At 64.6% G+C, this 22,561-nt stretch carries 20 protein-coding genes; 13 read left to right on the top strand and 7 right to left on the bottom strand.

Annotated features, from left to right (window positions below):
• Together hslO and KY495_RS15405 are read right to left on the bottom strand one after the other, a co-directional pair.
• Entirely contained in the window at positions 1–954 is a 954-nt protein-coding gene (hslO, locus tag KY495_RS15400) for an Hsp33 family molecular chaperone HslO (RefSeq protein ID WP_219880269.1), read from the bottom strand.
• A gap of 3 nt (positions 955–957) precedes the next feature.
• Entirely contained in the window at positions 958–1,482 is a 525-nt protein-coding gene (locus tag KY495_RS15405) for a gamma carbonic anhydrase family protein (protein ID WP_219880270.1), read from the bottom strand.
• Positions 1,483–1,673: 191 nt separating this feature from the next.
• Between KY495_RS15405 and KY495_RS15410 the strand changes: the two genes are divergently transcribed.
• The 9 genes from KY495_RS15410 to bamC all read left to right on the top strand — a co-directional run bounded on the left by KY495_RS15410 (position 1,674) and on the right by bamC (position 9,782).
• A complete protein-coding gene (locus KY495_RS15410; RefSeq protein ID WP_219880271.1) occupies positions 1,674–2,555 on the top strand; it encodes an alpha/beta fold hydrolase in 882 nt (293 codons plus the stop codon).
• Positions 2,556–2,626: 71 nt separating this feature from the next.
• Positions 2,627–3,457 (top strand): 3',5'-nucleoside bisphosphate phosphatase, encoded by an 831-nt coding sequence (locus KY495_RS15415; protein WP_219880272.1) that lies wholly within the window; start codon positions 2,627–2,629, stop codon positions 3,455–3,457.
• Positions 3,458–3,561: 104 nt separating this feature from the next.
• Complete coding sequence (gene htpX, locus KY495_RS15420) at positions 3,562–4,443, top strand: protease HtpX (RefSeq protein WP_219880273.1); 882 nt, start codon at positions 3,562–3,564, stop codon at positions 4,441–4,443.
• 20 nt (positions 4,444–4,463) lie between these two features.
• A complete protein-coding gene (locus KY495_RS15425; protein ID WP_219880274.1) occupies positions 4,464–5,087 on the top strand; it encodes an L-threonylcarbamoyladenylate synthase in 624 nt (207 codons plus the stop codon).
• 45 nt (positions 5,088–5,132) lie between these two features.
• A complete protein-coding gene (locus KY495_RS15430; protein ID WP_219880275.1) occupies positions 5,133–5,801 on the top strand; it encodes a site-2 protease family protein in 669 nt (222 codons plus the stop codon).
• Between the two features lie 6 nt (positions 5,802–5,807).
• Positions 5,808–7,010 (top strand): tryptophan--tRNA ligase, encoded by a 1,203-nt coding sequence (locus KY495_RS15435; protein WP_219880276.1) that lies wholly within the window; start codon positions 5,808–5,810, stop codon positions 7,008–7,010.
• Positions 7,010–7,582, top strand: a complete 573-nt coding sequence (locus tag KY495_RS15440; RefSeq protein WP_219880277.1) for a bifunctional 2-polyprenyl-6-hydroxyphenol methylase/3-demethylubiquinol 3-O-methyltransferase UbiG — start codon at positions 7,010–7,012, stop codon at positions 7,580–7,582. The genes KY495_RS15435 and KY495_RS15440 overlap by 1 nt, the downstream gene beginning before the upstream one ends.
• A 94-nt stretch (positions 7,583–7,676) precedes the next feature.
• Positions 7,677–8,561 carry a 4-hydroxy-tetrahydrodipicolinate synthase gene (gene dapA / locus KY495_RS15445; RefSeq protein ID WP_219880278.1) on the top strand — a complete coding sequence of 295 codons (885 nt, stop codon included), beginning with the start codon at positions 7,677–7,679 and terminating at the stop codon, positions 8,559–8,561.
• A 60-nt stretch (positions 8,562–8,621) separates the two neighbouring features.
• Positions 8,622–9,782 carry an outer membrane protein assembly factor BamC gene (bamC, locus tag KY495_RS15450; protein ID WP_219880279.1) on the top strand — a complete coding sequence of 387 codons (1,161 nt, stop codon included), beginning with the start codon at positions 8,622–8,624 and terminating at the stop codon, positions 9,780–9,782.
• Positions 9,783–9,939: 157 nt separating this feature from the next.
• Here bamC and KY495_RS15455 read toward each other — a convergent pair whose 3' ends face one another.
• The 3 genes from KY495_RS15455 to KY495_RS15465 form a co-directional block, all read right to left on the bottom strand.
• On the bottom strand, positions 9,940–10,227 hold the full coding sequence (locus KY495_RS15455; RefSeq protein ID WP_219880280.1) for a hypothetical protein: 288 nt from the start codon (positions 10,225–10,227) through the stop codon (positions 9,940–9,942).
• 302 nt (positions 10,228–10,529) lie between these two features.
• On the bottom strand, positions 10,530–11,012 hold the full coding sequence (locus tag KY495_RS15460) for a hypothetical protein (protein WP_229518323.1): 483 nt from the start codon (positions 11,010–11,012) through the stop codon (positions 10,530–10,532).
• A 23-nt stretch (positions 11,013–11,035) separates the two neighbouring features.
• On the bottom strand, positions 11,036–12,157 hold the full coding sequence (locus tag KY495_RS15465; RefSeq protein ID WP_219880281.1) for a cupin domain-containing protein: 1,122 nt from the start codon (positions 12,155–12,157) through the stop codon (positions 11,036–11,038).
• A gap of 79 nt (positions 12,158–12,236) precedes the next feature.
• Here KY495_RS15465 and KY495_RS15470 point away from each other — a divergent pair, with 79 nt between their 5' ends.
• Positions 12,237–12,779 carry a peptidylprolyl isomerase gene (locus KY495_RS15470; RefSeq protein WP_219880282.1) on the top strand — a complete coding sequence of 181 codons (543 nt, stop codon included), beginning with the start codon at positions 12,237–12,239 and terminating at the stop codon, positions 12,777–12,779.
• 45 nt (positions 12,780–12,824) lie between these two features.
• Here the strand turns inward: KY495_RS15470 and KY495_RS15475 are convergent, their stop codons facing one another.
• Both KY495_RS15475 and mutS read right to left on the bottom strand, forming a co-directional pair.
• Positions 12,825–13,820, bottom strand: coding sequence for a hypothetical protein (locus KY495_RS15475; protein ID WP_229518324.1), 996 nt, complete (start codon positions 13,818–13,820; stop codon positions 12,825–12,827).
• Positions 13,817–16,474, bottom strand: coding sequence for a DNA mismatch repair protein MutS (gene mutS / locus KY495_RS15480; protein WP_219880283.1), 2,658 nt, complete (start codon positions 16,472–16,474; stop codon positions 13,817–13,819). The genes KY495_RS15475 and mutS overlap by 4 nt, the downstream gene beginning before the upstream one ends.
• Before the next feature lie 264 nt (positions 16,475–16,738).
• Here mutS and KY495_RS15485 point away from each other — a divergent pair, with 264 nt between their 5' ends.
• Genes KY495_RS15485 through KY495_RS15495 form a run of 3 tightly spaced genes read left to right on the top strand, consistent with a single transcriptional unit; the run spans position 16,739 to position 22,552 of the window.
• Positions 16,739–18,823, top strand: coding sequence for a TonB-dependent siderophore receptor (locus KY495_RS15485; protein WP_219880284.1), 2,085 nt, complete (start codon positions 16,739–16,741; stop codon positions 18,821–18,823).
• Positions 18,823–19,743: an ABC transporter substrate-binding protein gene (locus KY495_RS15490; protein WP_219880285.1), complete on the top strand. Its 921-nt coding sequence runs from the start codon at positions 18,823–18,825 to the stop codon at positions 19,741–19,743. The genes KY495_RS15485 and KY495_RS15490 overlap by 1 nt, the downstream gene beginning before the upstream one ends.
• A complete protein-coding gene (locus tag KY495_RS15495) occupies positions 19,733–22,552 on the top strand; it encodes a hybrid sensor histidine kinase/response regulator (protein WP_219880286.1) in 2,820 nt (939 codons plus the stop codon). Before KY495_RS15490 ends, KY495_RS15495 begins: the two co-directional genes overlap by 11 nt.
• The last annotated feature ends 9 nt before the right edge of the window (positions 22,553–22,561 follow it).

The raw sequence follows: 22,561 nt of genomic DNA on the forward strand, positions 1-22,561 counted from the left end.
TCAGTGCTTCACATCGCTGGCCGGCAGCAGGGCCTGCACCGGTTCATCGCTGGCAAACAGCTGGGCGCAATCGACCTTGTCGAAGTCGTAGTGCTTGCCGCAAAAGTCGCAGTTCACGCCCAGCTGGCCCAGTTCCGCCAGGGCCGAGTCCACCTCTTCGCGGCCCAGCATCTTGAGCATGTTCCCGACCTTTTCGCGCGTGCAGCTGCAGTGAAATTGTGGATGGGCCGGATCGAACACGCGGATGGTCTCTTCCCAGAACAATCGCTCCATCAACGTGTGGATGCCCGTCGAAAGCAGTTCCGGCTGCTTGAGGGTGGAGGCCAGCATCACTGCGCGATTCCACGTTTCCAGGTCTTCCGCTTCGCTTGCCTGCACGGTCTGGTCATCCTTGCCGCTGTGGCGCGGCAGCTTTTGCAGCAGCAGCCCGCGCGAGACCTGCTCGTCGGCGGCCAGCCACAGGCGCGTGTCGAGCTGCTCGGAACGCAGCATGTAGTTTTCGATGACAGTGGCCATGTCCTCGCCGTCGAGCGGGACGATGCCCTGGTAGGGCTGCTGGCCGGGCACCTTGTCGATCGGGTCGAGCGTGATGATGAAGCGCCCGTGCCCGCTTACATTGAGCAGGTCGGTCAGGCTGGCGTCATCGGCAATGACACTGCCCTCGGCCACCTTGGCCGTGGCGCGCAGGCGCAGGTCGGAGTCGCATTCGACCACCAGCAGCCGTACCGGGCCGTCACCATGGATCTGCATGATGATGGCACCATTGAACTTGAGGTTGGCCGAGAGCAGGGCGGCCGCGGCCACCATCTCGCCCAGCACCGTCTTGACGGCGGGCGGGTAGGCGTGGCGGGCCTGGATTTCGCGCCAGGTATCGGATATTTCCACGAACTCGCCGCGCACGGCGGCATTATCGAAGATGAATTTTTGCAGGGTATCTGTGGTATCAGTCGTCATGTCTTATCCGATCTTTTTCAATTCTGTCTTGAACAGCTTGCCGCGCGCCACGTAGCTCGCTGCCGACAATTGCAGGCGCGCCAGGTCGTCCGGCCCCAGCGTGCGCACTGCCTTGGCGGGGGCCCCGATGATGAGGGAGTGATCGGGAAATTCCTTGCCTTCCGTGACCAGCGCACCGGCACCGACCAGGCAACCCTTGCCGATCCTGGCGCCATTAAGGATCACGGCCTGGATCCCGATCAGGGAGCCGTCACCCACCGTGCAGCCGTGCAGCATGGCCTGGTGGCCGATGGTGACGTTCCCGCCGATGGTGAGGGGAAAGCCCATGTCGGTATGCATGACCGTGCCTTCCTGTACATTGCTGCCTTTGCCAATGGTAATGCGCTCATTGTCGCCGCGAATCGTCACGCCGGACCACGCGGAGGCATCTTCTTCCAGCGTGACCTTGCCAATCAAAGTGGCCGAATCGGCCACATAGGCGCTCGGGTGGATGTCGGGGGCATGCTCGCCCAGCTGATAGATGGCCATGGTGTTTTTCTGTCGTAGCGCGGAAATGCGCCATTTTACGCCGTCCGGACAATCCAGACTGACTCTGCGATGTGGGGACACATGCGCCGATCACAATGGGCACCAGTGTGGCCCTGGCGCCTCACCAGCTTATTGTCGCGCGCCTGCTCCGGTATAATAGAACGATCGTACTTTTTTGTTAAGGTCTTGTCATGCTTGCCTCCCGTTCTGAATTCATCACCGTGCGCGGCTTGCGCACCCACGTGCGCCACTGGGGCCGGGAAGGGGCGCCCAAGATCTTCATGGTGCATGGCTGGATGGACGTGGCAGCCTCGTTCCAGTTCGTGGTCGACTGCCTGCAGGGTGACTGGCACGTGATTGCGCCCGACTGGCGCGGCTTCGGCCTGTCCGAGCGCACCCAGTCCGACACGTACTGGTTTCCCGACTACGTGGCCGACCTGGATGTGATGCTGGGCCATTATTCCCCGGATGAGCCGGTCAATCTCCTCGGCCACAGCATGGGCGGCAATGTGGTGAGCCTGTATGCGGGCGTGCGGCCCCAGCGGGTGCGGCGCCTGATCAACCTGGAAGGCTTTGGCCTGCCTGCAACGAGCCCGGAGCAGGCGCCCAAACGCTGGTCCAAGTGGCTCGACGAACTGCACGCGCCGCCCACCTTGCGCACCTACCCGAGCCGCGAAGCGGTGGCGGCGCGCCTGCAAAAGACCAATCCGCGCCTGCCCGACGCGCGCGCGGCCTTCCTGTCGCAGCACTGGGCCGCGCCCAACGCGGCCGGCGAATGGGAGATTCTGGGCGACCCGGCCCACAAGAAGCCGTCGCCGCTGCTGTACCAGGTGGAAGAAGTGCTGGCCTGCTGGCGCCAGATCACCGCGCCCGTGCTGTGGGTGGAGGCCGACGACACCAATATGTGGCAGTGGATGGGCCCCAAGCCGGAAGCGCGCATTGAAATCGACCGCCGCCTGGGACACCTGGCCAAGGTCGATGCGCGCATGATGCCGGACGCGGGCCACATGCTGCATCACGACCAGCCCGAACTGCTGGCAGCCATGCTGGAAGAGTTCCTCGCGGCCGACTGAGCTTGCGCCTGAGCATTTTCTGCAAGCAGCGTACAATGGAGGCTTCTTATTTGTGACGCTGGTAACCGGGTATGAATGTCGATTTGCACTGCCACTCCAATGTTTCTGACGGCGTCCTGACGCCGGAGGCGGTAGCGACATACGCGCACCAGGCCGGGGTCAATGTCTGGTCGCTGACCGACCACGATGAAGTGGGCGGCACCGAGCGCGCGCGGGCCGCGGCGACCGAACTGGGCATGCGGTATGTGCCAGGGGTGGAAATATCCGTCACCTGGGCCGGCAACACCATTCATGTCGTGGGCTTGCAGATCGACACTGCCCACCCGGCGCTGGTGCAAGGACTGGCGGCAACCCGAAGGGGGCGTGACGCGCGCGGGCGCGAAATTGCCGAACAGCTGGCGCTGGCAGGCGTGCCGGGCGCTTATGAAGGCGCACGCAAATACGTGGACAATCCAGACCTGATGTCGCGCACCCATTTCGCCCGCTTCATGGTCGAAACAGGCGTGTGCGCCAGCATCCCGGAAGTGTTCCGCAAGTTCCTGACCGAAGGCAAGCCGGGCTACGTGCCGCACCGCTGGGCCAGCCTGCCGGAGGCGGTCGGCTGGATCAGGGGGGCAGGGGGCATTGCCGTCATTGCCCATCCTGGCCGCTACAAGCTGAGCCAGACTGCGCACGGCGCCCTGTTTGATGAATTCAAGCAGCTGGGCGGGGCGGCCATCGAGGTGGTCACGGGCAGCCATACGCCCGACCAGTATGAAACCTATGCCGAACAGGCGCGCCGCTATGGCTTTCTTGCTTCGCGCGGGACCGATTTTCATGCACCGGGCGAATCGCGCGTCGAATTTTCCCTGCTGCCGCCCTTGCCGCGGGGCGTTACCCCGGTCTGGCACGACTGGTTCTGACCCGCCGCGGGGGCGCCCGCGCTAACGCGCGCCCTTGTAATTTCGCTGACCCAGCCTTATCTTAACGGCCTGACAACTCACTTTCCCGAGCCCGGAGGCTTGCCATGAAACGCATTGTCCTGTTTTTGATGACCAACCTTGCAGTCTTGCTGGTGCTGTCGGTGGTGCTCACCGTCTTTGGCGTGGGCCGCGGCGTGAGCGCAGCCGGCATCAATGTGGGCGAGCTGCTGGTGTTTTCGGCCATTGTCGGCTTCACCGGTTCCATCATCTCGCTTTTGCTGAGCAAGTTCATGGCCAAGATGTCGACCGGCGCGCGCGTCATCGAGCAACCGGCCAATGCTACCGAACAATGGCTGGTGGCCACCGTGCGCAAGCAGGCGGAAAAGGCCGGCATCGGCATGCCGGAAGTGGCGATCTACGAGGGCGAACCCAACGCCTTTGCCACGGGCGCGTTCAAGAATTCGGCCCTGGTGGCCGTATCGACGGGCCTGCTGCAATCCATGAACCAGGACGAGATCGAAGCCGTCCTGGCGCACGAGGTGGCGCACGTGGCCAATGGCGACATGATCACGCTCACTCTCATTCAGGGCGTGGTCAATACCTTTGTCGTGTTCATGGCGCGCGTGGTGGGCTTTTTTGTCGACAAGGTGCTGTTGCGCGGCAATAGCGACCGGGGGCCCGGGATTGGTTACATGGTCACCGTGTTCATCTGCGAAATTTTGTTTGGCCTGGTGGCGTCGATCATCGTGGCCTGGTTTTCGCGCCAGCGCGAGTTCCGCGCCGATGCCGGCTCGGCCAAGCTGCTCGGTTCGGCCGCGCCCATGAAGCGGGCCCTGATGCGCCTGGGCGGCATGCAGCCGGCCGGCCTGCCGTCGGCCATGGCGGCCTTTGGCATTGCCGGCGGTGCCAAGAGCTTTGGCGCGCTGTTTTCCACCCATCCACCCATGGAGGAGCGCATTGCCGCCCTCGACAACCTGCGCCAGTAAATCCTGATGCGCCTAGACCCATGACCCAGTTTTTCCAGATCCATCCCGACAATCCCCAGGCGCGCCTGATCAAGCAGGCGGCCCAGATCATCCATGGCGGCGGGATCGTGGCCCTGCCCACGGACTCCTGCTATGCGCTGGTGTGCCATCTGGATGACAAGGCGGCGGTGGAAAAGTTGCGGCGCATTCGCGGCATCGATGACAAGCATCATCTGACGCTGCTGTGCCGCGACCTGTCGGAGATCGGCAATTACGCGCGGGTGGACAACAAGCAATTCCGTTTTCTCAAGGCCGCCACGCCGGGGCCGTTCACGGTGATCCTGGAAGCGACGCGCGAAGTGCCGCGCCGCCTGTCCCACCCTTCGCGCAAGACCATCGGCCTGCGGGTGCCGGAAAACGCCATTGCCCACGCCCTGCTGGCCGAGCTGGGCCAGCCGCTGATTGGCACCACCCTCATCATGCAGGGCGAGGAAGACGCCATTACCGATGCCGACGCCATCCGCGAACGGCTGGAAAAGCAGCTCGATCTCATCATCGATGGCGGCGCCTGCTCGATGGAGCCGACCACCGTCATCGATCTCACGGCCGAGGCGCCGCAGCTGGTGCGCCAGGGCCGCGGCGACGCCGCCGTGTTCGGCCTGTGAGCCGCCCCGCGGGGCGCCCAGGGCGGCTCTGATAGAATCACCTCCATGACTATCCAAGAGACCGTGTCGACGGTCATCAACGTCGCCATTCCATTGCTGTTCGCCATTTCCTTGCACGAGGCGGCGCACGGCTATGCGGCGCGTTACTTTGGCGATCCGACGGCGGCCAACGAAGGGCGCCTGTCCCTCAATCCCCTGCGTCACATCGACCCCTTCGGCACCGTGATCCTGCCACTGGCGCTGTATCTGACCACCCAGGTGGCGGTCGGTTTTGCCAAACCGGTGCCGGTGGAGGTGAACCGCCTGCGCAACCCGCACCGGCAAATGGCGTTGGTCGCCCTGGCCGGTCCCATGGCCAACTTTGTGATGGGACTTGGCTGGACGCTGCTGGGCCTGATTTTGCTGGCCCTGCGCGTGCCCAGTCCCGACCTGGCCGAAATGATCCGCGCCGGCATCGTCATCAATGCAGCCATGTTTGTGTTCAACCTGATCCCGGTGCCGCCGCTCGATGGCGGGCGCGTGCTGACCGCCATGCTGCCCAAGCCGCTGGCGCTGCGCTTTGCTGCCATCGAGCGCTACAGCGTGGTGCTGCTGGTGATCCTGGTGGTGCTGATGTATAGCCGCGTGCTCGATGGCTTCATGAGCACCGGTATTAGTTTTGTGGCCAAGATATTTCGTCTGATTCTCACTCCCTTTAATATTTTTCTGAACTGAGTCTTTATGTATCCCGATCGTGTCGTTTCCGGTATGCGCCCTACGGGCACCATGCACCTTGGCCACTATCATGGCGCCCTCAAGAACTGGATCAAGATGCAGGCCGAGCAGCCCTGCCTGTTCTTTGTGGCCGACTGGCATGCATTGACCACGCATTACGACGATCCCACCATCATCGAGCGCAGCACCTGGGACATGGTGATCGACTGGCTTGCCGCCGGCGTCGACCCGTCGCAGGCCACGCTGTTCATCCAGTCGCGCGTGCCCGAGCATGCCGAGCTGCACCTGCTGCTGTCCATGTGCACGCCGCTGGGCTGGCTCGAGCGGGTGCCGACCTACAAGGACCAGATCGACAATCTCAGCAACAAGGACCTGGCCACTTACGGCTTTCTGGGCTACCCCCTGCTGCAGGCGGCCGACGTGCTGATCTACCGCGCCACCCAGGTGCCGGTGGGCGACGACCAGGTGCCGCACATTGAAATGATGCGCGAGATCGCGCGCCGCTTCAATCACATGTACGGCAAGGAACCCGGCTTTGAAGAAAAGGCCCTGGAAGCGGTGAAAAAGCTGGGCAGCAAGCGCGCCCGCCTGTACACCGAGCTTCGCACCGAGTACCAGCAGGAAGGCAAGGAAGAGGCACTGGCCCAGGCCAAGGCCATGCTCGACGATGCCGGCAGCCTGTCGATGATTGACCGCGAACGCCTGTTTGGCTACCTCGAAGGCAGCCGCAAGTTGATCCTGGTGGAGCCCCAGGCCAAGCTGACGGCCGACTCGCGCCTGCCGGGCCTGGACGGGCGCAAGATGTCCAAGAGCTATGGCAACTCGATCTCGCTGCGGGAAGACAAGGAATCGGTCACCAAGAAAATCCGCACCATGCCGACCGACCCGGCGCGCGTGCGCCGCACCGATCCGGGCGACCCGCGCCGCTGCCCGGTGTGGCAGCTGCACGAAGTCTATTCCGACGAAGCGACCCGCGAATGGGTGGTCAAGGGCTGCACCACGGCCGGCATTGGCTGCATCGAATGCAAGCAGCCCGTGATCGACGCCGTGCTGGCCGAGCAGGAGCCGATGCATGAACGCGCCCAGCAATACCTGGACGACCCTTCGCTGGTGCGGGCGATTGTGGCCGATGGCTGCGAGCAGGCCCGCAAGCTGGCCCAGGAAACCATGCGGGACGTGCGCGAGGCCATGGGCCTGTCGTACACCTGATGCACGCCGCTGAGCACAAGCCGGCCGAAGCGTCGGCCTGGGTGCGGCGCTGGGCCCTCATGGTGGGCAGCGGCGAAGTGCTGGACCTGGCCTGCGGCTCGGGGCGCCATGCGCGCCACTTCGCCGCGCTCGGTCACCCGGTGCTGGCCGTCGATTGTGACGACGACGCGCTGGCGCGCGCCGCCGGAACCGGCATTACGGTCTTGCAGTACAACCTCGAAGATGGTTCGCCCTGGCCCTTCGAGCCGGAGCGTTTTGCCGCCATCGTGGTCACCAATTACCTGCACCGTCCCCTGTTCAAGAAAATGGCCGCCAGCCTGGCGCCGGGTGGCGTCTTGATCTATGAGACTTTCGCGATGGGCAATGAACGCTTCGGCAAGCCGAGCAATCCCAATTTCCTGCTCGCGCCCGGCGAACTGCTGGCGCTGGCCTCGGCCAACGGCTTGCAGGTCATTGCCTTTGAAGATGGCGTGGTGCAGCAGCCCAAGGCAGCCATGGTGCAGCGCATCGTGGCGGTGGAGCGGGGCTTTGACCGCGAGCGGGCCAGGCTCGACAGCGCTAACGTCTTGTAACAAGGGCGCGGGCGCTATTCTGGGCAAGAATGAACCATATTGGCGGGCGATCCGCTACAATCAGGCTTTTAGTTAACAGCAGCGTAAGAACTTTATGATCAAGGGCAGCATAGTAGCAATCGTCACGCCAATGAACGCCGATGGCAGCCTGGACTACCCGGGCCTGGAAAAGCTGATCGACTGGCACATCGCCGAAGGAACGGACGGCATTGTCATTGTCGGTACCACGGGCGAATCGGCCACGGTCAGCGTGGCCGAGCACTGCGCGCTGATCAAGTTTACGGTCGATCACGCCAGGGGCCGCATCCCCATCATCGCCGGCACCGGGGGCAACTCCACCGCCGAAGCAATCAAGCTGACGGAGTCGGCCAAGGAATCGGGCGCCGACGCGGCCCTGGTGGTGGTGCCGTACTACAACCGTCCTACCCAGGAAGGCATGTACCAGCACTTCAAGGCCATTGCCGAGGCGGTGGACTTGCCCATCATCCTGTACAACGTGCCCGGGCGGACCGTGGCCGACATGTCCAACGACACCATCCTGCGCCTGGCGGCTATCAGCAATATCGTGGGCGTGAAGGATGCAACCGGCAATATCGGGCGCGGTCTGGAACTGCTGCGTAATGCGCCGGCCGACTTTGCCGTGTATTCGGGCGACGATCCGACCGCGATTGCCCTCATGCTATGCGGCGGCGCCGGCAATATCTCGGTGACCGCCAATGTGGCCCCGCGCGCCATGCACCAGATGTGCGCCGCGGCCATGGCAGGCGAGATTGCCAAGGCGGTCGAGATCAACAACAAGGTCATGCCCCTGCACCAGAAACTGTTCATCGAACCGAATCCGGTGCCGGTCAAGTGGGCGCTGGCCGACATGGGCATGATGCCGCCCGGCCTGCGCTTGCCGCTTGCGGCCCTGTCCGCAGAATTCCACGACACCGTGCGCGGCGCCCTGCGCGACGCCGGCGTCCTTCCCGTGGCCTGACCGTAGGTCGGGATCATTTTTCAGACACCAGCTGCTTTTCAGCCCTAACCCAGTTACGACATGACTATTCGCAAGACCACTACATCGGCCCTGGCCATCGCCACCACCTCCGCACTGGTTGTCAGCCTGTCCGGCTGCGGCATGATCAACTCGGTACTGGAACAGGACAAGCTCGACTACCGCGGCGCCAAGAAGCAGCCCAAGCTGGAAGTGCCGCCCGACCTGACCCAGCTCGAGCAGGATAACCGCTACAGCGTACCCGATGGCCGCGGCGTGGCCAGCGTGTCCACCTTCCAGCAGCAGCGCGCCGGCACGGCACCGGCTGCCGCACAAGAAGTGGCAGGCGCCCCGATTGCCCCCCTGACCCTGGACGGCATGCGCGTGGAGCGCGACGGCAACCAGCGCTGGCTGGTGGTCAACCGCACCCCCGAGCAGCTGTGGCCTGAGCTCAAGCGCTTCTGGACCGACAATGGGTTCACGCTCGTGTCCGAGTCGGCATCGGCCGGCACCATGGAAACGGAATGGGCCGAAAACCGCTCCAAGATTCCGCAGGACGCGATCCGCCGCACCATTGGCAAGGTGGCGCCCAACCTGTACAGCGCTGCCGAGCGCGACAAGTACCGCACCCGCGTCGAGCGCACCGCCAACGGCACCGAAATCTACATCAGCCACCGCGGCGCCGAAGAAGTCTTGACCGGCCCGACGCGCGAGTTTGCCACCTGGACCACCCGCCCCAACGATCCCAACCTGGAAGCGGCCTACCTGAGCAAGCTCATGGCCAGCCTGTCGGGCGCGCCTGACGCCAAGGCTGCGCCGGCCATCGAAGCGAAAGTGGCCCAGGCAGTGGCCGCGCCCCAGCGCGCGAAGGTGGTGGGCAATATGGTGCAGGTGGACGAAGGCTTTGACCGCGCCTGGCGCCGCGTGGGCCTGGCACTGGACCGGGTCGGCTTCACGGTGGAAGACCGCGATCGTGCCCAGGGCGTGTACTTCGTGCGCTTTGTCGACCCCGATTACAAGGCAAAGGGCGGTTTCCTCAAGAACTTGTTCAGCTTTGGCGACGCCGACAAGGCCAAGGAAGCGCAGCGTTATCGCGTGGTGGTCAAGCCGGTGGCCGGCAGCGCCAATGCCAGCCAGGTCACGGTGCAGGGCGCCGATGGCGCGGCCGATACGGGCGTGACGGGCACCAAGATCCTCAACCTGCTGTCGGACGAGCTCAAGTAAATCGGGCAGCACGATAAAAGAACCGGCCAAGGCCGGTTTTTTTACGCCCCTGCGCAGCGTGTGACAGGAGGACTGCACCGAGAGGCGGACTGCACGGAGACTGCAGGCGAAAAAAAACCGGCCCCGCAGGGCCGGCTTTCTCAAAGCATTTGCTGAATTACTTGACAGCGTCAGCAGCGGCCGAAGCAGCGGTCGAAGCAGCAGCCGAAGCGGCAGCAGCAGCGTCAGCAGCGGTCGAAGCAGCCGAAGCGGCAACAGCAGCGGCGCCAGCAGCTTCAGTTGCTGGAGTTGCTTCAACAACTGGAGCAACTTCAGTGGTGGTGGTGGTGGTTGCTGGCATTTCGGTTGCAACTGGGGTTGCTGGCGTTACGGTCTCTTCGGTTTTTTTGGTGCAAGCGGTCAGGGCAACAGCCAGCAGGGAGACGATCAGCAAAGATTTTTTCATGGGTTTTTCCTTAATTATCACTAAAAATGAAACGTTGTTGCGATGAATAATTACCGGTAATTATCGCTCGTTAGGGAATTCTCGGTGGCTTTCGTACCTGTTATGGATCCTTACAGACAACGGAAACTTCCTAACCCGATATTATAGCGAAAGATTGTGCTTCGCAATAGCACAATAATGCATATTTGGAAGGTGTTTTCCTAATAATTACGTAAATAAGTTGACAAAGGACGGAGGCTTAGACTTTTTACCAATAAACAGGTATCTGGCCGAATTTTATTCGGCAACTTTCTAACAATTTCTTACAATCCCGTCGTAGTCGCTTGTACTCCGGGCAACGATTCCGCCCAGATCCCGTCAAATCTTTCGCGGCTGATTTCGCAGGCCTGGGCCAAGTCAAACACGGCTTCGCCCCGCATATGGTCGCTGTGAAAGCGGCGTACGATGTGCACGTCGTCGGCAATGCAAAACGAATCGGTCAGCTGGCGCAAGGGGCGGCTGGTGAGGCGGCATTCGATGCGGTGGCTGTAATCTTGCAGAAGGCGCATGAAGCGGGGGCAATTGCGCTCGATATGGCTGCTCTCATGCATGGCCAGACGCAGGTGACCACCGCGCCGCAGGAATTGGCGCAGGGCGGCGTCGGTCTCGCTGCTGCCCAGGGGGAAGACCTCGAAATCCGGGTCGAACATGGTGAGCGTGGCCGTGGCCCGCTCCAGGCATTGCTGGAAGCGGGCGGCGAACTCGGCCCGGCTGTTAAAACGGTGGTCGGAAGCGTCGTCGATCATGGTATCCCCTGTTTGCGGTCAAGTTAAGGCAGTTCCAGCCAGCCGTCCTGATACCAGGTGTACAGTGCTTCCATGACATCGTCGGAGGCGGTGGCGGCCGTGGGGCCGTCCAGGCGCCGCTCATCGGCCAGGATGGCCAGCAGGCGCTTGTCGGCGCGGCTGACGTCGAATGATTCGCCATTGATGAACACGTTCGAGCCGCGGTACAGCATCTGGGTCTTGAGCGACAGGGCCACGCCTTTCCGGGCCACGGCCTGCATGAAGCGGCCCATGGTCAGCGGCGTTTCCGGTCCCGTGAAAAACACATTGTGCTTCGGTTCCGACAAATACTCGCCGACGAAGATCGTCACGTCTTCTTCCGTGAAGCGCACCTTGTTCAATTCTTCGGCAATGGTCGAGAGCATGTGGCGCGGGATTTCGGCCGAATGCTTGGCCGGCTCGAGCTGCGGGTCGGCGTAGCGGCCCGGCAGGTCGATCGAGTCGGCCATAAATTGCAGGAAGGCTTCGCCCAGCTCCTGGTAGGCCGGCGAACGGAAGCCGATCGAATAGGTCATGCAGTCGCCCTCGGCCACGCCGTCGTGCGCGTAGTGGGGGGGCAGGTACAGCATGTCGCCCGGTTCCAGCACGAATTCTTCCTCGGCTACAAAGCCCGACAGTATCTTCAGCGGCAAGCCTTCCACCAGCGTCAGGTCCTGTTGTGCGCTGATACGCCAGCGCCGCTTGCCCTGGGCTTGCAGCAGGAACACGTCATAGGAATCGAAATGGGGGCCGACCCCGCCGCCATCGGTGGCAAAGGAAATCATCAGGTCGTCCAGGCGCGCGTCCGGGACAAAGCTGAACTGGCGCAGCAGCGCGTCGGCGCTCTTGTGGTACAGGTTGGCGCCCTGGACCAGCATGGTCCATTCGCGCTGTGTTGCCGGCGGCAGCGCGTCGAGCGGGCCGTGCTGCATGTCCCACTGGCCATCGGACCGGGTGATCAGGCGCGATTCCACATGATTGAGCTTGGCCATGTCGGCCAGGGTGGCGAGCGGCAGCAGCGGCTTGAAGCCGGGGATGGCCTGGCGGATCAGGAGCGGCTTCTTGTGCCAGTAGTCGCGCAGGAACTCGGCGGGCGTCAGATTGCCCAATAGCGGTAATTTTTTCATGCGTCATTATAACCAGTCCTTATCGGGCCCTGGCGCCTGGGGTTATAATCCGGCGACACACCATTACGAGGAAAGCGCGATGAAGATTGCCAAGAATACGGTCGTGTCGGTCAAATACAAACTGTCCGATGCCCAGAACAACCTGATCGACGACGGCCAGCAGCCGATGGTCTATCTTCACGGCGGTTACGAAAACACCCTGCCCAAGATCGAGGAAGAGCTCGACGGCAAGGAAGAGGGCTACAACGCCACCATCCAGGTTGAACCGGACGATGCCTTTGGCGACTACGACCCGGCCCTGGTCAAGGTGGAGCCGCGCAACCGCCTGCCCGAACCGCTGGAAGTGGGCATGCAGTTCGAAGGCATGCCAGACGCTAACGACGCCGACGAAGAAGCCATGATCTTCACCGTCACCGACATTGCCGACGACAAGGTCGTACTCGATGGCAATCACCCGCTGGCCGGCATGGCCTTGCGCTTTGAACTGACGGTGGTGGGCGTGCGCGCGGCCACCGATGAAGAAATCGCCCACGAGCACGTGCACGGCGCCCATGGCCACCACCATGGTGAAGAAGATGACGGCGACGACGCGGACGAGTTCCGCAGCCATCCCGTGCATTAAGCAGCTAACGGCGCCTCGGGCGCCGTTTGTCGATGGACGGCGAGCCTAGCGTTCGTCCAGTTCAAACATGGGCTCGGCCTCGGGCCTCACCGTCACATGCATCACGCGCGAACCGACGCTGATGTGGCCAATGTTGTCACGCCAGGCGACGGCCGGCTCGGTGCCGTCGGGCACCTTGGCCGTATCGATCAGCAAGACCTTGCCCTGAAATTTCCTGGCCAGCGACACGATCTGCTTGCGCGCCGGCGCAAAGCCATCCTGCACGGCCGGGGCGGGGCGGCCAAAGCGGGCCAGCAATCCAGGTTCTTGCTTGAGAATGTTCACATGGCCTTCTGAGAACAGCACAATGCCGTCCAGCTTTTTACGCCGGGCCTGGCTGAACAGGCGGTTGAGCCAGAAACGGTTGGCCACGGTGCGGTCTTCGTATTCGCTGTTGCGGCCCGCTTCCGGCCGATAGTGATTGTTGTTGGACGGCAGATTGACCGTGGCGTACAGCACCGTGTCCTTGATCCAGTAGGCATTTTCCGCGTAGCTGCGGAACTTGGCGCTGTTGGACAGGCGCGAGAGCTTGAGCGGGCGCGCGCCGACGGCGCTGGTTTCTTCGTACAGCACTTCGCGCAGCCGGTTCATGCGCTCGATCCCGATCGGTCGTCCGGCCGCATTGCGGCAATCCTTCCAGTCGCTGGCCGCCGGCACCACCACCACCGGGCGCCGCGCCGCCACCAGCATGTCGCGCCGGTGCGTGTACAGCTCGTCCGTGCACGGTTCGTTCGCCGCCTTGATGCCCGTGGCCACCACGAACGACAGGTCGGACTTGCGCGTGTTGGCCAGCGCCTCTTCCAGCACCTCGTCGCCCTTGGCACTGGCATACACGTGGCCGATGATGGCAAAGCGATGTTCCCCGCGCGAAGCGGCCGCTTCCGTCCTGGCCTTGGCCTTGGCTTTGTCCTTGTGTTTGTCGTGTCCGGCACCGGCGGCGTGGGCGACCAGCAGGCAGGCGCACACGATCAGCGCCCGCCGCAGCTGCAAGCGGCCTGTCATGACGCCGCCATCCGTTTGAGCTGGTACAGCTGTTCGAGCGCTTCGCGCGGCGACAGGGCATCGGGATCAATCGCTGCCAGCGCCTCGGCCAGGGCCGCACCGGCATCGCCAGCCACCGGCATGGCCGGTTCCGGTTCCACGCAGGGCAGGGCGAACAGGTCGAGCTGCGGGGTGGTGTCGAGCGCCTGCGATTCGAGCCGTGCCAGGTGCTTGCGCGCGGCCTTGATCACGCCCTGCGGCACGCCGGCCAGCTGGGCCACCTGCAGGCCATAGCTCTGCGAGGCCGGCCCGGCCTGCACCGCGTGCAGGAACACGATGCTGTCCTTGTGCTCCACCGCCGACAGGTGCACATTGCTGGCACTGGGGTGGCTCTCGGGCAGCTGCGTCAGTTCAAAGTAATGGGTGGCAAACAGCGTGAAGCTGCGGCTGACATCGATCAGGTGGCGCGCAATGGCCCAGGCCAGGGCCAAGCCGTCAAAGGTGGAAGTGCCGCGCCCCACTTCATCCATCAGCACCAGCGAATGCTCGGTGGCGCCGTTGAGAATGGCGGCCGACTCGGTCATCTCCACCATGAAGGTGGAGCGTCCGCCGGCCAGGTCGTCGGTGGCGCCGATGCGCGTGAAGATGCGGTCAATCGGGCCGATGCAGGCACTGGTGGCCGGCACGTAGCTGCCCACGTAGGCCAGCAGGGTGATCAGGGCCACCTGGCGCATGAAGGTGGACTTGCCGCCCATGTTGGGGCCGGTGATCAGCAGCAGCCGCCGTTCATCCTTGAGCTGGCAGTCGTTGGCGATGAAGCGCTCGATCTGGTTTTCCACCACCGGGTGGCGCCCTTCACAGATATCCAGGCACGGTTCGGCCACCAGGCGCGGGGCGGTCCAGTTATGGCGCACCGCATGCGTGGCCAGGGCGGTGAGGGTGTCGAGCTGCGCCAGGCCCGTGGCAATGGTCTGCAGGCAGGCGATGTGGGGCGCCAGGTCGGCCAGCAGCTGCTCGTACAGCAGCTTTTCGCGCACCAGCGCCTTGTCCTGGGCCGACAGGGCCTTGTCTTCGAACACCTTCAGTTCCGGCGTGATGTAGCGCTCCGCATTCTTGAGCGTCTGGCGGCGCCGGTAGTCCTCGGGCACCTTGTCCGTCTGGCCGTGCGTCACCTCGATGTAAAAGCCGTGCACGCGGTTGTATTCGACCCGCAGGTTGGCAATGCCGGTGCGGGCCCGCTCGCGGATTTCCAGGTCGAGCAGGAACTGGCCGGCGTTTTCGGACAGGCCGCGCAGTTCGTCCAGTTCGGCGTCGAAGCCGCGCGCGAACACGCCGCCGTCGCGCACCATGGCGGCCGGTTCTTCGGCCACCGCGCGCACCAGCAGATCAAGGCAGGCCTCCGGCGTGGCGATGGCTTGGTACACCTGGGGCAGCAAGCCCGGGTCGCCCGGCGCAAAGGCGCGCTGCAGGCTGGCGCGCAATGCCGGCAGCTGGCGCAGGCCGTCGCGCAGGCTGGCCAGGTCGCGCGGGCGCGCCGTGAGCAGGGCAATGCGGGTGGTGATGCGTTCAATGTCCGGCACCTGGCCCAGCGTGGCGGCCAGGGCGCCGTAGGTGTCGCTGTGCGCCAGCGCGCCAATGGCGGCGTGGCGCGCGCGAGCCACGTCCTGGTCGCGCCTGGCATGGTGCAGCCAGTGGCGCAGCATGCGTGAACCCATGGCCGTGCGGCAGTGGTCGAGCAGCGAGAACAGGGTCGGCGACTCCTGGCCGCGGATAGTCTCGGTCAGCTCCAGGTTGCGGCGCGTGGCCGCATCCAGGCCAATGAATTCGTTTTCGGTTTCGGTAATCAAGCCGCGCACATGCTGCAGGCCGCGGCCCTGGGTCGATTGGGCATAGCGCAAGAGGGCGCCGGCCGCGCCAAAGGCAGCGCCCAGGCCATCGGCGCCAAAGCCGGTGAGGGTGGCCACGGCCAGCTGGTCGAGCAGGGCCTTGTGGCCGGCCACGACATCGAAATGCCAGTCCGGCACGCGCTGGGTGTGGGCCAGCGGTTCGTCTTCAAACAGGTCGGCGCCGTCGGCGCGCAGGATTTCTGCCGGGGCGATGCGTTCGAGCTCCTGCTGCAGGCGCAGGCCCACGGTGCGGCTGTCGCCGGAAAACTCCATCAGCTTCAATACGCCGGACGCGAGCGACAGCCAGGCCAGGCCGGCAGTGGCCACTTTGCGCTGGTGCAGCACGCACACGGCCAGCAGGGGACGCTCGGCCTTTTCCGGCAGCAGGTCGGCGTCGGTCAGCGTGCCCGGGGTGACCACGCGCATGACCTTGCGCTCGACCGGCCCCTTGCTGGTGGCCGGGTCGCCAATCTGCTCGCAGATGGCGCACGATTCGCCCAGCTTGACCAGTTTGGCCAGGTAGGGGTCGAGCGAGTGGAACGGCACGCCGCACATCTTGATCGGGTTGCCATTGGCAGTGCCGCGCGCGGTCAGGGTAATGCCCAGGATGCGCGCCGCCTTTTCGGCATCGTCGTGAAACAGCTCGTAAAAGTCGCCCATGCGGTAAAACACCAGCATGGTCGGATAATCGGCCTTGATGCGCAGGTATTGCTGCATCATCGGCGTGATCTTTTCAGCGGCGCTGGCCTTGACCGCGCCAGGGCTGATTTCTTTCGGTACTATCGTCATTGAAGTATTGTGCAGGGGACGGCTTTGATAGCCGCCATTCTACCGCCTCGCGCCGGATGTGTGCCCGTCGTTGCCAGCCGGAATGCGCTGGAATGCCGTTCCCGGGCCTGCAGACCGGCCCCGGCAGCATCCTGTGCCCGAATCGTCAAGCAGTCACTGGCCGGCGGCGCCACTGTTGTACTGAAAGTCATCGCGATTGATTGATTGCGGGATTTCAGGGATACTTGCGGGAAAAAATTGCAGGTACGATCACGATCGGGAGACATGAGCGCAGCAACCACAAGGCAGGCCCGCCGACTAATGGCCATCGCGGCCTTGCTTGCCAGCGGCGCGGTCCTTGGCCAAAGCGGCCAGAGCGGTGCGGCAGACGCGCTCGACCTGCTGGCCCAGGAAAACCAGGTCTATTCGGCCGCCCGCTACACCCAGACCCTGGCCGAGACGCCGGCCAATGTATCGATCATCAGCCGCGATGACATCCGTAGCTACGGCTACCGCACGGTTTCCGACGCGCTCAAGTCCCTGCCCGGCGTGTACGACGCGGCCAGCCAGTGGCCGGCCCTCGGTGTCTCGGGCTTTGCCGTGCCGGGCGACTTCAATTCGCGCATCCTGTACCTGGTCAACGGCATGCCCGTGTACGAGCCGACCTATGGCGGTTTTTTCCTGGAATACCTCGATATCGACAGCGTCGAGCGCATTGAATTCGTCAAGGGCGCCGGTTCGGCCCTGTATGGCAGCGGCGCGGTGCTGGGCATCGTCAACCTGATCACCCACAGCGGCAAGGATGCTGCCGGCAGTACCGCCTCGATCGAGGTGGCCAGCCACCGCTCCGGCAAGCTGTACTATTCCAGCAATGTGCATGGACCGCGCGTGAGCAGCTTTGTCGCCGCCAGCGTGGCCTACACCGGCGGGCGCGATGTCTACCTGCCCGAGTTTGACAACCCGGCATTTAACAATGCCCGCTTTGGCGGTGTCGCGGCCGACAACGACAATGGCCGCACGGCGCGCCTGTTCGCCCGCTATACCATGGGCCGCCACTGGCTTCAGGCCATGCTGGTGGGCGGCAGCAAGCGCGATCCGCTGGCCAGCTATGCCACTGTTTTCAACGGGCGCCTGATGCTGCGCGAGTCGCTCGCCACACTGGAAGCGGGCACCACGCGCGACCTGGGGGAGGGCGGCAAGCTCGATGCGCGCGTGTTCGCCTTTGCCGCCACCGAGCGCGGGGATTATCCGTATGCCACGGCCGGTGCGCGCGGACTCGATGCGCGCTATATCAACGTGTCGGACCTGGCCAGCCGCCAGATTGGCGCCGAAGTCCGCTATGACCGTTTCATCTCGCGCGACCATCACATCCTGGTCGGTATCGAGATCAAGCATATCGGCTACAGCCACCAGGTGGGCGACCAGCCGGGCCTGACGCGCGACGGGGTGTTCAGCGTCGACCGCAGCGACAGCTACATGCAGTGGGCCCTGTTTGCCCAGGATGAAATGCGGCTCGGACCCGGCACCGTGTTTTTGGGGGCGCGCCTGGACAGCTACCACGGCTTTTCAAAGGGGGTGACGTCGCGCCTGTCGCCGCGCATCTCCTATGTGCAGGAACTGTCCCATGGGGTGAGCGGCAAGCTCATTTACGGCGAGGCCTACCGCGCCCCGACCATCTACGAATCGCGCTACCAGGATGGACGGCCGGCGGCGTCGACCATCTGGGCCAATGGCGCCCTGCAGCCGGAGGTATCGCGCTCGCTCGAGGCAATGCTGATCGCGCAGTCGGCCAGCGGCCTGCAGTGGCGTCTGTCCGGCTTTTTCAAGCACCTGCACCGCACCCCGGTACAGGTGTCGACCCCGGTACTCGATCGCGTGGCCTGTAACCTGGGGCCGACCGGCTGTATCCAGTACCGCAATTTCGAGCCGCACCAAAGCACGGTGGGGGTGGAACTCGACATGCGGGTGCGCCAGGGCGACTATGGCGACTACTATGCCTCGCTGGTGCTGCAGCGAGGGCGCGGCGCAGCTGGTGACCTGCCAAGTTCGCCGCGTCAGCTGTTCAAGGCCGGCTACAGCCGCGCGCTCCCCTGGCCCGATCTCGATGCCGGGGTCGAGCTGCAATACACCGGGTCAGTGTATGGCCGCAAGGATGAAGACATTGCCGTGCGCGACCACATTCCCGGCTACCTGCTGGCCGGCGCTGTCGTCAATGCCGTGCGCCTGGGGGACGGCTGGCGCGCGTCGCTGCGCGTGGACAATCTCTTCGACCGCCATTACGACACGGTGGCCTCGCGCGAACTGCACCCCCTGCGCCGCGTGCCAGCCGATGGCCGCCGCTTTTCCCTGCAGCTGCTGCGCGAGTTCTGATGCTGTTGTCGCTGCACCGCCTGTTCGCTTTGCCGCCAGCGCTGATGCTGGTGCTCTCGCTGCTGTGCGGCGGCGCCCGCGCCGACATCATCGTCCTGGCTTCGGATGACAAGGGGGCGGTCGCTGCCGCCACCGTGGCCTTGCAGGGCGCCTACAGCGGCCGGGTGACGGTGCACAACCTGGCCGGCAGCCGGGAACGGGAAAGCCAGATTGTCAGGGACATCAAGGCCTCCAGCGTACAGCAGGTGGTGGCGGTGGGCCTGCTCGCGGCCCAGGTGGCGCGCCAGCGCCTCGACCAGAAACAGGTGGTGTTCTGCCAGGTACTCAACATCGAAGAATTCAACCTGGTGGCGCCGTGGATGAAGGGCGTCAGCGGCATTCCGTCCTTGCCCCGCCAGTTCGCGGCGTGGAAGGCGCTCGATCCCGGCCTGCGCCGGATCGGCCTGATCACGGGCCACCACGCCAGCTACATGGTGAGCGAGGCGCAGGCCGCCGCACGTGCGCTGGGACTGGAACTGGTGCACGTGGCCGTGCCCTCGGACCGCGCCGTGCTCTCGGCCCTGCAGGAGCTGCGCGAACGGCGCATCCAGGGCCTGTGGCTGGCGCCCGACAGCACCATCCTCAGTCAGCGCGCCATTCTGGACGTAATGGCCCACAGCGTACGCCACAACCTGCCGGTGCTGGCTTTTTCCCCGGCCCTGCTCAAGGAAGGGGCCCTGCTTGCCGCCACGGCAGACACGCGCGAAATTGCCAGCGCGACGCTCGACCGGCTCAGGCGCGCTTCGCCCGGCGCCGATCATGTCCCGGGCGAAGCGCTCGAACCCTTGTCGGGTGCCCGCATTACCATCAGTGCCGCCGCGGCGGCGCGCTTCAATCTGACGGTTCCTGCCAGACTGCGCGAGCAAGCCGATGTCCAGTGATACCGGCCAGCGTCCCAGCCTGGTGCGGCGCATGGCGGCCATGCTGTGGTTCGCCGCCGTGCTGGCCTATGTGACCACGCTGGTGTCCATGGTCGCCGGCGCCAACTACCTGATCGAACGCAACCTCGACCAGCAGGCGCGCCAGCTGCTGCCGGTGTTCGACGACTTGAGCGCCCAGGTATTGCTGTCGCCCGAAAGCAGCGCGCGCTCGCGCATCAGCAGCTATGCCTCGCGCATCCCCGACATTGGCCTGGTGCGCGTGTATGACAAGCGCGCTCTGGCCGTGCTGGCCGAATACCGCAAGCCCGGCGGGCCGCATTTCCCCAGGCTCGACGCCAGGCGCGCCGCGCTCATGGCAGCCAGCGGCAGTACCGTCACCGATGTGGACCGCCTGCTCGGGGTAGGGCGCGCGATCCAGGCCTTCGCGCCGGTGCGCCAGGTTGTGCAGCGCAGCGAGCTGCTCGATTTTGGCGTGACGCCGCAGCAGGAGACCAGCGAAACGGTGGGCTACATCGAGATTGGCATGGACTTCGCGCCCTCGCGCAACAGCGTCTACGCCGCCGCCCTGGTTACCCTGGGCGTATTGTCGCTGGTATTGTTCGCGGCCCTGTCGGCCATCATCAGCCGCATGCGCAGCGCGCTGCGCCCCCTGCACAGTCTGCAGGATGCGCTGGCCCGCATTGCCGAGGGCGACTTCGATGCCAGCGTGGGGGATGGGCCGGCCGACCGCGAGGTGGCCACCATCCGCGACGCCATCGGCACCACCATCGTGGCGCTGCGCCAGCGCGAGGCCGAGCGCAACGAGGCAGTACGGGCCAAGGTGCTGGCCGACGAATCGAACCTGGCCAAGGGCACCTTCCTGGCCAATATGAGCCATGAAATCCGCACTCCCATGAACGGTGTGATCGGCATGCTGGAGCTGCTGCTCGGGACCGGCCTGACCGATACCCAGCGCAAGTTCGCCGGGGTGGCGCACAGCAGTGCCGAAAGCCTGCTCTCCCTGATCAACGACATCCTCGACTTCTCCAAGATCGAAGCCGGCAAGCTTGATCTCGAAGCCATTCCTTTCGACCTGCTGCACGAACTGGAAAACGTGGCCAGCGCACAGGCATTGGCGGCCCAGGAAAAGGGCCTTGAGCTGGTGGTCAACTACCCCAGCAGCCTGCCGCACATGCTGGTGGGCGACCCGGTGCGGGTGCGCCAGGTGGTGGCCAACATGGTCAGCAACGCGATCAAGTTCACGCGGGCCGGCCATGTGCTGGTCGATGTGCGCGAGGTGTCGCGCGGCGCCCAGTGCTGCCGCCTGCGCATCGCGGTTACCGATACCGGCATTGGCTTGGCGAGCGACCAGCTCGAATCGATCTTCGACAAGTTCACCCAGGCCGACGCCAGCACCACGCGCCGCTATGGCGGCACCGGGCTGGGACTGTCGATCTGCAAGCTGCTGGTGGAGATGATGAAGGGGACGATCGGCGCCAGCAGCGAGCCTGGCAAGGGCAGTACCTTTTGGTGCGAACTTGACCTGGGCCTGGCCAATGGCGCCGAGCCGGTGGCCGAGGCCGGGGCCCTGGCGGGCCTGCGGGTGCTGTGCGTGGACAGCCATGATGCCCAAAGCGCCGTGCGCATCGAGCATCTGGCCCAGCACGGGATCGTCGCCGAGCGCGTGGCCAGCGGCGCGGCAGCGATGCAGGCGCTGGCCGGGGCGGCGCTGGCCGGGCGGCCCTACAGCGTGGCGCTGGTTGATCACCACCTGCACGATATCGATGCCGAGCTGCTGGGCGAGCGCATCAAAGCCTACCGGGACTGCGCCTCCACGCAGCTGGTGGTGATCAGTTCCCTGTCGGACGCCGCCACCGGCGAGCGCTATGCCAGGGCAGGCTACTCGGCCTTTTTGTCCAAGCCGGTGGCGCAGCAGACGCTGATCGATACGCTAAGAGCCCTGAACGCGTCGCTGGCCATCGGCATTGCGCTGCCGTTCATGCATTTCGGTAGCCCGGCCGGCGGCCCCGGCGTCGACGATGCCGGCGTGGTGGATGATCATGTGCTCGCCGGCTGCACCATCCTGGCCGTGGACGACAATCCGGTCAACCTGCAGGTGGTCAGCCACATGCTCGAGCGCCTGGGCGCGCAGGTGGACGTGGCTGAAAATGGGCGCATTGCCGTGCACATGTTCCTGGCGCGCCAGTACTCGCTCATCCTCATGGATTGCCAGATGCCGGAACTGGACGGCTACCAGGCGGTGGGCGAGATCCGGCACCTGGAAGGCGCCATGCAAGCCACTGCCGGCGGCCAGGGGCGCATTCCCGTGATTGCCCTCACTGCCCACGCGCTGGCCGGCGAACGGGAAAAGTGCCTGGAGGCGGGGATGGACGACTTCCTGACCAAGCCGCTGCGGGCCGCTGAATTGCGCGACAAGCTCCTTGCCTGGCTGCGCCCCGGCGTGGCGGTCACGGCGCCGGTCGACGCACCGGCGCCCGCGCAGGACCCGGTGGCAGAGGCGCGCGCCATGTTCGGGGCCAAGTTCCCCAAGTTTGCGCAGCTGTTTTTGGCCGATGCGCCGCGCCGCGTCGCCGTCCTGACGCAAGCCGTGGGGCGGCACGATGCCGGCCAGGTATCGGAGCTGGCGCACGCCCTGGCCGGCAGCGCCGCAGCCATGGGCGCGCTTGCCCTGTCCGAGCAGTGCAGGGCGCTGGAACTGGCGGCGCGGGCCGGAGACCTGGCGGGCGCCGGCCAAAAGTGCGCGGAAATAGCCGATGAATACGATAAGATCGACGCCCGGCTGCGTGCCATGATGGCAGCGGCGAGCTAATACGGTTAT

It is taken from the genome of Massilia sp. PAMC28688 (assembly GCF_019443445.1).
GTDB lineage: Bacteria > Pseudomonadota > Gammaproteobacteria > Burkholderiales > Burkholderiaceae_D > Telluria_A.